This is a genomic window from Dehalococcoidia bacterium (assembly GCA_028711995.1).
Taxonomy (GTDB): Bacteria; Chloroflexota; Dehalococcoidia; order SZUA-161; family SpSt-899; genus JAQTRE01.
Genome location: JAQTRE010000029.1, coordinates 14776 through 28189, shown reverse-complemented (window position 1 = coordinate 28189; position 13414 = coordinate 14776). Strand labels below are relative to the sequence as shown.

Here is a 13414-nt window from a genome sequence, read left to right as displayed (position 1 = left end):
CTGATGTCTACGAAGGCGCGCCAACGCCGATTACCGCTTATCTTTCCGTCGCCAGCAAGGCTGCCGGATTTGCTGTGATCATGCGCATTTTCTTCACCGGCTTCGGATCTCCCGAGTGGCTGCGCGACGATTGGAGCGTGCTCTTCGCTGTTCTGGCCGCCATCACCATGACCGTCGGAAACGTGATCGCCATCCAGCAGACGAACATCAAGCGGTTGCTGGCCTATTCAGGAGTGGCTCAAGCCGGATATCTCATGATGGGATTGGCTGCGGCATATTCTACCAACGATAGCGTATCGCTTACGCCGTACGGGGAAGGCCAGAGCGGAATCCTCTTTTACCTTGCCGTTTATGCGCTGGCCAATCTGGGGGCCTTTATTGCGATCATTGCCGTCAGCAACAAGATCAACAGCGACGAAATCGGCGACTTCTCCGGTCTGATCAAGCGATCTCCCCTGTTGACGTTGGTGCTGGGAATCTGTTTGGTCTCGCTCACCGGAATGCCGCCCACAGCCGGTTTCATCGCCAAACTGGTCGTCTTCAAAGCGGCGATAGATGCCAGTATGCTGTGGCTGGTGATCTTGGCCGTGGTGAACTCGGTGGTTGCCGCCTTTTACTACTTCAAAGTGATCAGGGTGATGTTCCTGGGCGAGACAAAATCTGAAGAAGAGGTGCCTTCTTCGGGCGCCTTGCAGATCACCCTTGCGGTATCTACTCTCGGGGTGTTCGTCCTCGGAATTTACCCTTATCTCCTACTCAAGTTTACCGATAGCGCCGGGATGCTGCTTCCTTAGGAAAACATAGTGCCCCATCCTCCAATAACAAGCAGAGAGCATCAAACCTGAGTGGTTCAACGGAATTGCTAGGCCCCTATGATCCTCTGCCACTTCCCACCTGTCGATCTCGAACTCAAGTTGCTCAACTATCCCACAAGATAATTCTCTCGTCTTCTCACTTTCCCTACCAGCATCCTCTTCCGGCACTTCGGACACCATAACAAAGGATACTTCGCGCCACAAACCGCATGAGTTATACTCTTCCATGCCATAAGGCTGTTGTATGTGAGCGATTACAGCTTGTTTGTCGCCCACTTACACCCTTTGCCGGACAGGAAGAAAATGGTAGGATAGAGTGGAAATTTGAGATGGGGATACAACAGAATTGCACTGAATGCGATCAAAAGGAAGTCAGTCGATATCCCATCATTTCAAGGAAGGCAAAAAAAGCAGCGGCATGGAAGCGAAATTTAAGAGCCAAATCATTCCCATTCCGATGGGAACATCAAATGCCTATATAGTAACAAACGGAAAGCAAGCCATTCTGATCGATGCCGGGGACAGAAAGAAAGAGCAACAGATAATAGATGCTTTGCGTCAGGCACCCGTTTCGCCTGGGAACATTCAGTTGATTATTCTCACCCATGCTCACTTCGACCACTGCGGGAATTCAAAGGCATTAAGAGATATTACCGGGGGAAGGATTGTTGTTCATGAAACTGAAGTCGAGTGGTTGAGAAATGGGTTTTGTAAGCTTCCCAAAGGCACAAACATGGTCAGTAAAATGTTGTTCGTACTGGGAACCATCATCGGGAAGAGAATTTGTGAATATCCGCCTGTGATTCCAGACATAGCGATCGCCGACAAATTCGATTTGAAGGGATATGGAATAGACGGATATATCTTGCCGACTCCAGGGCATACTTCAGGATCGCTCAGTGTGATCATTGAAGACAAACACGCCTTCGTTGGAGACACGTTTTTCAATGTCTCCGAGAAGACCGTATATCCTCCTTATGCCGATGATCAAAAAGAGCTATTGAGAACCTGGGAAAAATTGTTCGCTGTCGGCTGTGAGGCCTTCTATCCCGGACACGGAAGGCCTTTTACCAGGGATGAGTTCGAGAAGAATCTTCTGGAAAGAAAGAAGAAAGGCAAACGGATACCATCATAACCCGATATCACACCTTTTTGAGCTTCCAACTGTACAGATTTGGATGGATATTTCATAGTCTCGTTGGTCGTTGACGGTTCTGCTCGGTTTTGACTGGATTCTTTCTTTTTTGGTTGACGTATCACCATTCACTCCGCCCTCAAACCAACATTTAGTCAAATGAAAACATTGTCTGCTGGACAAACCGATTACTTTTTTGAATAGAAATCCGTATAATGAGGAATGTGCGCAGATATTTCGTCTTTGGCACTGTCGGTGTGGTATTGTTCCTCTCCACTTTCAGTTCCACGGCTCTGTCTGTAGCGCTGGCGACGATCCATTCTTCTTCCCATGCCTCACTGATTCTGGTTGGCTGGATTATGAGTGGATACCTGCTGACATACACCATAAGTGTAGCACTGGGGGGAAGACTCAGCGACACGTTTGGCCAGAAGTCAGTGTTCATATCTTGCCTTTTGACGTTTATCTTAGGCACACTACTCTGTGCCTTGGCACCCAATGTGGAACTCCTTATCCTCTTTCGTCTCATTCAAGGCCTCGGTGCCGGAGCCCTCGCCTCTTGCGCCGTCGGGATTGTATCCAACGAGTTTCCGACCTCGCGTCAAAAAGCTGTAGGGCTCTTGATCAGCATCTACCCGTTTGGCATGATCGCCGGACCCAACGCTGGCGGCTGGATCACTTCTGCCTGGGGATGGAGATGGTTATTCTGGGTCAACCTCCCTGTGCTGGCAGCCGCTTTCGTCATTGCGGTGTTACTGCTGCGTCCGGGGAAAAGGGCAGAGGGTTATCTGGACCTGCCGGGTATCGGAATGGTAGCCGGATTTCTCTCTGCAATTATGATTGGCCTCAGCCTCATAAAGCCGGATGGGACTCCCTGGATATGGGTGATTGCATTGCTCACCATCGGCATCGCGATCATCGTGATCTTCATCCGGCGGGAGGGCAGAGTTTCCGACCCCATCATCGATCTCGCATTCCTCAAGGATCGACGTTTCGCGGCTTCAAACGCCTACAATGCCATGTATGGTTCTTGCACATCGATTACTGCCAGCTTTGTGCCTATGTATGCAGTCTATGTATATCATGAGACCACTCTTAAGAGTGGCGCCATCACGACGCCACGGTCAGTAGCCATGTTGATAACTTCATCCATCATCAGCTTCTTCATACTCCGATGGGGCTATCGTTTGCCCATGTTGCTTGGCACTACCGCTATGGGACTCAGCTTTGTCTTTCTTGCCATCCAGCCGCAAAGCATGGACATTCTCGGCCTGCATTTGGGAGGTACCAGCCTACTCCTCTTCATCATGGCGCTGTCCGGATTTGGACTGGGGGCCATTGCCACAGCAGTAAGCAACGCCTGCATCGATCTTAAGCCCGAACGGGCAGCCACGCTTACGGGGATAAGGATGATGTTCATGAATTCGGGGGCCTCAGTGGCGACTGTGGTTGTCTCCTTGGTCTTGAACAGCAACAAGGATCTATCGCACGGTTTCTGCCTTGTCTTCGCAGGCCTGGCCTTGCTCATTTTCAGCAGCATTCCCCTGATTTTTGCCCTGCCAAGCCGCCCTGGCGCCATACCTTTATCCCCGAAGACGGGTTAGAGGATGAGCATATCGCCCAAACAGTCAGAATAGAAACGAAAGTGGCAAGGCCTAATCTGGCAGCGATGGCAAACGGCATGACGTTGTAAATTATCGCGCACTACCTGCCGTAAGACCTTGTATCCGATTGGCCACCAAACTACCCGGATATCTCGAACCATCCCTCTTGTTTGGATAGGTGATATTGAGCATTTTAAACTCAAGCAACCGTCCGCTGAGATTCTGGACGTCCTCACGAGTAAAGCCATGGTGTGGGAGCATATTCAACCGGTCTCCCTGCCACCGATCACTCACCAGCCCGATGAGAAGCGTCATCAGTTTAGCTTCTCTAATGCTCATCTTCATGATGGGTTCGTTGCGGGCGCCGAATCTTGCGTTTTCTCTCATCTCTGACTCCCTGTCTTATCTCCAGTGCATTATGCCGGAAAGTCAGCTTTTCCTTGAGTTTGAATCAGAATACCATGAGAAAGTAAATATGCCGGTTACTGAACAGTCAACAGATGGTCAAGGATAAGTATACAAAAACTCGATACTGTTTACATTCCATCCGTGAAGAGGTTGGGCTCCGGAGAGGAAAATTGAGGAACTTGAAGCATTGCTGCTACGGTGCAGTTCTAATCAGATGCTCCCGATTTTTGGAAAAGGCGGAGGAAGTTAGAGCAGATGTCAAATCAAGACATCTGCTCTAACTTCTTTTTCGACAGTCTCCTATAGTTAAAGATGCAAGATAAGAGTAACTCCTACCTCCGTGCGGGGTGAGCCGAACGGTTCAGTTGATTTCCCACCGAAGGTCCATGTCCATTACCAGCGCCGTTTGTCATCTTTTGCTCACCGATCGCGCTTGCCACTTCATCGAGGAATTGACCTGTATCACCGCTATTATCAAGCTGCGTTGACTCCCCGATCATCCTCACAATTTCCTCTTTATCCACACAGTTGGTCAGGACATCCTCTCTACAGATCATTCCGTCATTAAAAAGGCGCATAAGAGCTGTATCCATGGGACACATCCCTATTTGTTGACTGGTGCGGATGACATTGGCCAGCTGATGAGTTTTCCCCTCTCGAATGAGATTCCTCACCGCTGCATTTGCCAGCATTATCTCCACCGCGGGCACCCGCCCTAATCCATCCACCCGCCGCAGTAACGTCTGACACATTACTCCTTGAATTACTGCCGACATCCTTGATTGGGCTAACGTCTGTTGGGCAGTGGGGAAAAGGTCGATTATTCTATCTACGGCAATCGGCGCACTGGAGGCATGTCCGGTAGATAAAACCAGGTGTCCGGTCTCGGCAGCCATCAATACCATGCTTGCTGTCTCCAGGTCTCGCATCTCTCCTACCAGAATCACATCCGGGTCCTGGCGAAGCGCATGCTTCAGTGCCGCAGCAAAGGAGTGGGTATCCAACCCCACCTCGCGCTGCGAGATGACACACCGACCACTTACATAGGAGTATTCTATAGGATCCTCAATCGTGATCACCCGGCGTTCTTCAGTTTTATTAAGGTAGCCTATCATCGCTGCCAAGGTAGTTGATTTGCCACAACCGGTTGGCCCGGTTATTAGCACCAGTCCATTGGGTTTATGGATCAAATCTTTGCATACGAGCGGCAGATTCATCTGTTCAATGCCGGGTGGCGGACAGTTCACCCGGCGAAAGACCATGCTGATGCTCCCTTTCTGCCGACACGCGTTCACCCGGAAACGAGTGCCTTCACAAAGAGCATAGGCGAAGTCCAACTCCAGATTGCGGAAGAAGGCTTTCTGCTGACTTTCATCGGTTATCGAATCGAAGGCCAGTGCCATATCTGCAGGCATGATCGGATCACAATCGATGCTGATGAGTCTCCCATCGATTCTCAATACGGGATACCCTCCAGCAATGAGGTGGAGGTCTGAGGCACTTTTTTCGCCCGCTAGGTGAAGTAACGCTTTGATGTCCATCTTATCTCCTTGCCATCATTTCAAGTGATGTCTGACAAATTTACTAAGCCCTGTTTTGGTATATCTGGCCCAACACTGAATACCATAGCTTTGAGGGATACTCCTCAATAGCCGCCTCAAACACCGCCTTCACTGTCTTCACCGCTATCAACAGAGGACTCGGTGGAATTGATGAAAGAAACATATACATCGGAGAACCAGTCGGTCTTGTCCCTCAGACGATCGGCATAGTCGATCACACTCCTGTAACCACCATAATAAGCACCCCCTCCCCCTTGCCATCCGTAATCCGCATTATCAGCCGTACCGGATGCAATCGATTCATCTACGAGCATTAAACTGATCTGGAATCCAGTTGTCTGTTCTCCTGATTCAGTGGCAGTGGTCACATCGCCCTTCAGGTCCAGCCCATTGTTGGCATAGGATATTGAAGACAGGTTGATATCTCCAGGTGAAAGGACTATGGCCAAGGACAGGGCGTCATAGACACGCTGACGCTGATTTTGCAGTCCGAGGAGGATGCTATCCATATCAGGGATAGCCTGCGTTTCCGATTGTATTCGCTCGATGTCCTTTTCCAACTGCTCCACCTGCTGATTGGTTCGCGCAGTTTGGGCTTGCCGACTGGCAAGCTGTTGTTTGAGACTCTCGCTTTGAGCCTCGGCTGTGCTGACCTTATCGGCGGCGGAACTGACCATCTGATACAGCGGCAACACCAGAGCGATTCCCGCCACAACTCCGGCAAGAACCAGAGCCTTCTTCACCGGAAAGCCCTTGGGAAGATACACATCAGGCATGATGTTCAGATCAGTGATCAGAAACCAGCCGTCTGCAGAAGCTCGCCTTGCACCACCTGCCCCCCCATTCAGTGCCAGACCGGTATTGACCGCATATTGAGCCAGCGGGAAATCCGCAGGGCAGGCAAGGGGAGATTCCAATGGCTCAATATGATATCCCGCGCCCGATGCTATCGCCTGAGTGAGTTCCTCCTCGCCGGACAGTAACCCAGTAAGAAATATGGGGGTTTCCGGGCCCAGCGGGTGATCGACATAACTGGATTCATAGAACTGCAGCGTTCGATCAAATTCCTGCAGGATGTACTGGGCCCTATCGGATGAGGAATAGTCCGGATTCATCACGATGCTCCGCATGATGGCCGGAATGCCGCCCGCGATCAGGATGATGCTGCAACCCTCAGGTTCGATATCAATGATCAATGCCTCGGCACGATTGACCATACGCGCCAATGCCAGCGGTTTAAGATTCATCATGCGGGGCTCAATCCCTGCATGATGCAAGCAGTGTATCTGAGCATCCATCATGTTCTGCGGGACGCCCAGCAGGAAAAACCGCTGCAGTTCGTCATTCTTCTGGCTGAGGTTCTGCCATGAGACGTATATCTGCTCCAGAGAGATGGGCATTACCCTCTTGGCCTCGGCCAGAATGGCATCTCCAATCAGTTTCTTCGGCATTTTGGGTAATTCGATGTTGCGATGGACGGACTTAAAGCCACTGAGCCCGGCAATAACGTTTCCTTTCCCCATCTGCTTTGAGGCAATGAGCTCGCTTAAGGCGCCGCACATGGCATCGGGCTCAAGAATCAGACCATCCTTGACAATGCCGGGTTCAAGAGGAACACTTCCCCAACGCTTAATCTGGCTCCCATCGGAAACCATGAATCTCAGGTCCGTACTCTCGATAGTGATGGTAGTTATTTCACTCATCTTACATCTCCAACTTTAGGGTGTGGTCGTATCCTTGGAAATAGCTTGCGGCTGGGCAAGGATGCTCAGGTCCAGGGTGAGAGTCTGAAATTCCTCTTTATCCGCAAGATTAATCCTGGTGATCGCCATGCCATGCAGCAAGTCCTGACTGGAGATCAGTCTGGCGATAAAATCCAGCAATGCCGTTCTGCTCCCATCCACGCTAACGGTATATGACATGGTATCCTGCTGGCCCTTCTTGGACATCACCAGACCGGAAGCCTTGATGCTGGTAATCTGAACAGGCTGAGAATTCGCCGCTCCGAAATCCACGATTTCATTATAGATATCGATATTCTGCGCCGGGGTGGGCAGAGCCAAAGCCTGCAGAGAACTTTGGACTCTTTCCAGTTCCGCTTGCGCATCTGAGAGCTGCACTTGCAGCCCTTCCAGATTGGTGGTGGAGGCAGGTACGCTCAGCGCCTTTTGCTGCGCGGCAATCTGAGGTTGAAGGTCATCATATTCCGTTTGCTTACTCTGATATGCCATCCCAAAGCCAACATAGATGATGATGAATGCCGGCACAATGAATATAGGCTTCGTCAGCACCTGCAACTGCTTGAAGTTCTTCACGCCCCCGGCTTTCCTGGCCAGCGGAGACAGCAGGGGCAGATTCCCGAGCTTGGTTTTCAACCTTGAGAAAAGACCCGGCCTTTTCTTCTTCTCCCCTTCAGGAATCACAGGGATTTCATTAGGCTCAACGTTTTCTGATATTGTCATATGACTCTCCTTCCCTTCGGTAATCAAACTAGCAAGATCACCTTTGTCTGAACGTTATTGAGGACATAAACTCATTCGCTTCCACTGCGTTAGTTCACCTTCCAGTATTCAATGGTTGTTTTTCCGGCATCGACCGAAGTAAAGCTGTCCATGCCGTAAGCATCGGTCGGATACACGATCGTGTTACCTCCATGCGATACGACTCGGTCAGCAAGGGCTATTCCGTACAGATCAGGGCCACCTCCGAGGTCGATAGTACCCTTTGGTGGTTTGTTGGGGTCGGGGTCGAGGTTGGCTGCATAAAGAATGGCTGCCACTCCGCTGTTTCCCTGGAGAGTTATGTTTCCATTACAAGAAACGATAAAGGGCAATTGCGCTGCTGGTGGCCGATCATCTGGATCATTTATATGAGCGCCGCCGTTGAGCAAAACATCGCCTTCAATCATCAAGGCATATGCCCCCTCTATTTTCAACTGGGATTGTTGACCGCTGGTCATACCGCCGGTTACATACACATCCGCGCCTATGGTTAATCCGATGGTCCCATTATCCTCGATGTTGAGATCTCCCTCTATCAACAGGCCACCATTGAAGGTGACCGTGAAGTCCCCTTTTTTTGCGGACAGAGTGAGTGAGCCTGAGACTTTCACTGGATCATCGTAGAATAGAACTGCTGTGTCTGCATCTATTTTTGTGCCCGCGGGTAGCGTGATAAATGAATCACCAGGGTCGAACTTGTCGTTCACATCGGAAACCTTCGTGCTAATCCCCATGTCCGGCTCCGGTAATTCGAAGTATTCTTCCGTAGCTGTTCCTGTTATTCCTTTTTTGCAGGTGCCAGAGGGATCATCTGTACACATCAGTGCGTCGATGCCGTCCACATCGGTAGCATAAGCACTGCCCTTTAATAGCACACTTCCCCCCAGACAGATATTGCCATTGGCATAAATCTTAGCAGGCTTCGCATCGTCTTCAACCGATGATTCATAGCCAACATCTCCTTGGAGATAAATATCGGCATTGTTGCAGTCGTCTCCCGGATTACCATTTCCCAGTGCAAAAACGCCGTATTCCAGAGGATCTACCGTAGTCGCCACCACATCGGCGTAAGCCACAGTGGAAGTTGTCCTGCCCTCGGCATCCTCCGCCGCAGCGATGATTTTGAATGTGCCATCGGCCTGAGCCCACATTTCCACAGTCACCGTGTTGTCATTCAGCGTAGTGGGAGTTGTTGTTTTGTAATAGGTTGGCTGGGGATCGTGAGAGGCCAAATATTTCAAAGCGTATTCCACGCCGGCATCGGCCGCATACACCCTGGCCGTGGCATCCCTATGGACGTTCACTGTCTTGGTCCCCGTACCGATGTGCGCCAGGGTGGGTGGAATCACCAAGCTGCCAACAGCCAGCACAATCAATGCCACAATAAGGATTGCTCCCCTTTCCCTCGATTTCGGCCCTCTGATAACTCTTTTTCTGCGCATGAATCGAAACATGTCCCCTCCTTTCCGCTCAGTTCATTAGTTCAATCTGAGCGTAATATCATATTCCCTCGTTTCACTGATCCGGGAAGCGCCACCGGACGAGGTGATCGACATCTTGAACCCGGCCGTTGATTCAGTAAATGTGATATCGGATACATCCTGGGCCACCGTTTTCAGAAATGGGGTTACGTTAGATTGTCTCTGGAGGTCTGTCCCAGATAGAGAATAGACGATCTGATATGTTGCCCCTCCCTCAGTCGCGGGGGCCGTCCAGCCGAGCGTGACGCTGTGGTCTGAAATGATAGAATCATCAGGATCGGCCGACATGCCGTCCACCGCAATCTGATGCGCCGCGTATTCGATCCCGGTCAGGGCTTCCACCCGGCCATTATTGTCTTCAGTGCTGCGCATGATGCCGAAGATAACCCCGAACATAGCACTTCCAATGGCTCCCAAGATCGCTACAGCCACCAACAGCTCTACCAGGGTAAATCCTTGCTGGTTTTCCTTTAATTTCTTTGCCATCGATTCACCTTATATCCTTGCAACTCCAAAAGAGTATCCGAGCCCCGTTTGATGGTCACGGTGATCATCTGAATATAGGGGGGATCTGTTTCATCCACTGCCGTCTGCTCCACAAGAATGTCATAGTCACTGGGCAGTGTGACCCGGTACTCGGGGTCAACAGTGGGGTCATCGATAGTTAGATAGCCTCCATCGCCGACGGCTTTATACTGGCAGCCCTTGGTATACTCCATCTGCGCCCTAGCCAGATTATCGATATCCACCTTCTTCTCCACAACACCGGTCGAGTTGGTGCCCGTTATCATCGCGGAAACAAATCCGACGCCCATCGTCGCCATGAGAGCCACAGCCACCAGAACTTCGATCAGCGTGAACCCTGGCTGTCCACTGATAACCAATCGCTTTTTAATTGACAGGCATCTAGCGAATTTCTTCTTCATTTCCTTATCCTATTCGAACGCGTCGGTCATCGAATACATCGGCATGATCACAGAGAGCGCGATAAACCCTACAATCAGCGCGAGCACAACGGTCATCACCGGCTCAATCAAGGAGACCATGTTGGTGATCGTCTCATCCGCCTCAGTCTCATAGCTCGTAGCTACTGTATCCAGTGTAGACTCCAGCTTACCGCTCTCCTCACCGACCATGATCATCTGGACCAGCAAATTGGGGAAGGTTTTATCCCTGGCCATCGGGCCAGAAAGTCCCTCGCCTTGCAGCAAACCGGTACGGACGCTAGCTAATGAGTCTTTCACCACAATATTTCCACTGGTTTGTCTGGTAATGGCGATCACCTCGGGCAACGGCAACCCGGCGTGAACCAGCAATGCCAGTGTTCGGGCAAAACGGGCCATTTCGCCCATCAGATTGGCCTTTCCGATTATCGGAGCAGTGATCAGAAAGCGATCCAGTTTGAGACGGCCCTTTGGATTTTTCACATACGTAATAAACCCGAAAACGGCCAGCCCCATACCAGCAAACAGGTAAAGCTTGTAAGCGCCAATAAAGTCATTGAGGCTGATCAGCATTCTGGTAGTTATAGGTAGATCCGAACCCATGTTAGAAAACATGTCCACCATCTTGGGTAAGACGAAGACAGTGAGCACTGAAATCACTATCACCGCAACTACCAGGACGATGACGGGATATGTCAACGCCTTTTTGATCTTCTTCTTCATGACCAGATCTTTTTCCAGGTAGTCGGCACCTCGCCGCAAAAACTGTTCCAACCCGCCACTGCGTTCTCCGGCGGCAACCAGCTGGCAAAAGAGATCGCCGAAAATATCCTCATGCCTGGACAGAGCCTCGGAAAGGGAACTCCCGGCGCGAAGATCATTGTTGATATCCGCAATCACCTTCTTGAACATCCGGTTGCTGGTTTGCTCCTGGATCAGCTGAATAGCCGGTACGATACTGATTCCGGCATCAAGCAGCGTGGCCAGCTGACGGGAGAACATGATCACTTCTCTGGGTTTTATCTTGAAGAAACTGGGGAATGCCTCCTCAATCGAGGGCAATCCAGCCCGCACCTCGAGTGTGATCGGCTGATAACCCTGTGTTATCAACGCCTGGGTTGCTGCAGCCTCCGAGACACCGCTGATAGTTCCCTTCATCAGCTTCTTATCATTCGTGTAAGCGATGTATTTATATTCCATTCCATTACCATCCTCTACTGAGCGATAGAATAAACATTGCGCAATAACTCATACGGGGTAGTGATCCCCTGTTTAACCTTCAGCATGCCATCACGCCACATGGGGACCATACCATCCTTGATAGCCTGCTTCCTTATGTCACTGGCGCTACCGTTAGATAACACCAGCCTTCTCGATTCCTCAGTCATTTCCAGGATTTCGTAAACGCCACACCGCCCACGATAGCCAGTATTGGCACAGGAATTGCAGCCCTTGCCATAATAGAATTCCGAGCGCTTCTCTTCCAACTCGCGCTCATAGATCAGCCGTTCCTCCGCCGGAGCCTTGGTGGGTTTGCGACAATGAGAGCACACGCGGCGTATCATCCTTTGCGCCACAACACCTACCAGAGATGACGATATGAGAAACGGCTCGATTCCCAAATCCAGCAGTCGGAAGATGGACCCGACAGTATCATTAGCATGGATGGAAGAAAGGACGAGGTGTCCGGTCAGAGAGGCCTGGACGGCTATTTGAGCAGTTTCGCGATCCCGGATTTCGCCCACCAGGATAATATCAGGGTCCAGTCTCATCAAGGCTCTCAGTCCATCAGAAAAGGACATGCCTGCAGAAGCATTGACCTGAACCTGGTTAATCCCGGCGAAACGATACTCCACAGGATCCTCGATGGTCATGATGTTGCGCTCGCCGTCATTGAGTTGATTTACCGATGCGTAGAGAGAGGTCGTCTTTCCGGATCCGGTAGGGCCGCTCAACAGAATAATTCCGAAGGGGGAATTCAACATGTGCTGATACCTCGCCAGAGCATCCGGCAAGAAACCGAGTTCGGTCAAACCAAGCAGGGCAAAGGATTTATCCAGAATACGCATTACGACCATCTCGCCATTAACCGTATCGCTCGTGGCAACACGGACATCTATTGCCCTGCCGCCAGTTTTGATAGAAAATTGGCCGTCCTGCGGACGACGCCGGTCCGCGATGTTCATTCCGGCAAGAATCTTCAGCCGGGATACCAGCGGAAGATGGACACTAAGAGGTAACGACATTGCTTCGTGAAGAATCCCATCGATGCGATACCGGATACGAACCCTGTTTTCTTCAGGTGCAATATGAACATCTGAAGCGCGGTCCTTCACCGCCTGCTCCATGATCAAGTCCACAGCGCGCACGATAGGTGTTTGGGCTATCACTTCGGCGGAAATGCGCTCTTCTTTGGCCTTTTGTTTACTGGACGCATCCTTGTGCTGTGCCTCGGGGATATGGCTGATTTCCTTTTCAACTTCGCTGCTGACCTTATAGCTGGCATCTATGAACTTGCGGATATCGGCAGGAACAGCCTCCACTTCATAGATGCTCATTCGAGCCTGAGCAGTCATATCCTCTATGGCACGGATATTCCAAGGGTCTTCCATGGCTACCATAAGGACATCGCCAATCACTTCTATGGGGATCACATTGTATCGCCGGGCCATCGCTTCCGGGATCATCCTCAATGCCTGTGGATCTATTTTGCGCTGCTTAAGATCAATGACAGGGACAGTATGCTGCAAGCCGGCGATTATGGCTAATTCCTGATCTGTAAGCAACTCCTCCTCTACCAGAATTTGGCTGATGTCCTTCTTGCTTTCCTCATGGACCGAAAGGACATGCTCTAACTGATCGGAGGTAATTAACCCGTCCTCCTTCAAGACCGTGACTAGATTTTTTTCAACAGCTTTACTCAGTCCCATTGCTTTTCTCAAATCCCCTTTGGATGATTATATC

12 protein-coding genes are annotated in these 13414 nt (G+C 50.7%); 3 read left to right on the top strand and 9 right to left on the bottom strand.

What is annotated here, in order from left to right; all coding sequences use genetic code 11:
• From PHV74_06255 to PHV74_06245, 3 genes are all read left to right on the top strand, one after another.
• Positions 1 to 794, top strand: a 794-nt coding sequence (locus PHV74_06255) for an NADH-quinone oxidoreductase subunit N (GenBank protein MDD5093965.1), incomplete at its 5' end; no start/stop codon positions are given.
• Between the two features lie 376 nt (positions 795 to 1170).
• A complete protein-coding gene (locus tag PHV74_06250) occupies positions 1171 to 1950 on the top strand; it encodes an MBL fold metallo-hydrolase (GenBank protein MDD5093964.1) in 780 nt (259 codons plus the stop codon).
• 215 nt (positions 1951 to 2165) lie between these two features.
• A complete protein-coding gene (locus PHV74_06245) occupies positions 2166 to 3554 on the top strand; it encodes an MFS transporter (protein MDD5093963.1) in 1389 nt (462 codons plus the stop codon).
• Between the two features lie 90 nt (positions 3555 to 3644).
• Here the strand turns inward: PHV74_06245 and PHV74_06240 are convergent, their stop codons facing one another.
• From PHV74_06240 to PHV74_06200, 9 genes are all read right to left on the bottom strand, one after another.
• Positions 3645 to 3941: a hypothetical protein gene (locus PHV74_06240; protein MDD5093962.1), complete on the bottom strand. Its 297-nt coding sequence runs from the start codon at positions 3939 to 3941 to the stop codon at positions 3645 to 3647.
• Positions 3942 to 4294: 353 nt separating this feature from the next.
• On the bottom strand, positions 4295 to 5503 hold the full coding sequence (locus PHV74_06235; protein MDD5093961.1) for a PilT/PilU family type 4a pilus ATPase: 1209 nt from the start codon (positions 5501 to 5503) through the stop codon (positions 4295 to 4297).
• A 116-nt stretch (positions 5504 to 5619) separates the two neighbouring features.
• Positions 5620 to 7227, bottom strand: coding sequence for a pilus assembly protein PilM (gene pilM / locus PHV74_06230; protein MDD5093960.1), 1608 nt, complete (start codon positions 7225 to 7227; stop codon positions 5620 to 5622).
• A 15-nt stretch (positions 7228 to 7242) separates the two neighbouring features.
• A complete protein-coding gene (locus PHV74_06225) occupies positions 7243 to 7986 on the bottom strand; it encodes a hypothetical protein (protein MDD5093959.1) in 744 nt (247 codons plus the stop codon).
• Positions 7987 to 8075: 89 nt separating this feature from the next.
• Positions 8076 to 9479 carry a hypothetical protein gene (locus PHV74_06220; GenBank protein ID MDD5093958.1) on the bottom strand — a complete coding sequence of 468 codons (1404 nt, stop codon included), beginning with the start codon at positions 9477 to 9479 and terminating at the stop codon, positions 8076 to 8078.
• A gap of 24 nt (positions 9480 to 9503) precedes the next feature.
• Complete coding sequence (locus tag PHV74_06215; GenBank protein MDD5093957.1) at positions 9504 to 9992, bottom strand: type II secretion system protein; 489 nt, start codon at positions 9990 to 9992, stop codon at positions 9504 to 9506.
• Positions 9977 to 10432: a type II secretion system protein gene (locus PHV74_06210; GenBank protein ID MDD5093956.1), complete on the bottom strand. Its 456-nt coding sequence runs from the start codon at positions 10430 to 10432 to the stop codon at positions 9977 to 9979. Before PHV74_06210 ends, PHV74_06215 begins: the two co-directional genes overlap by 16 nt.
• Before the next feature lie 9 nt (positions 10433 to 10441).
• A complete protein-coding gene (locus PHV74_06205) occupies positions 10442 to 11650 on the bottom strand; it encodes a type II secretion system F family protein (GenBank protein ID MDD5093955.1) in 1209 nt (402 codons plus the stop codon).
• A gap of 14 nt (positions 11651 to 11664) precedes the next feature.
• Complete coding sequence (locus tag PHV74_06200) at positions 11665 to 13380, bottom strand: ATPase, T2SS/T4P/T4SS family (GenBank protein MDD5093954.1); 1716 nt, start codon at positions 13378 to 13380, stop codon at positions 11665 to 11667.
• Between the last annotated feature and the right edge of the window lie 34 nt (positions 13381 to 13414).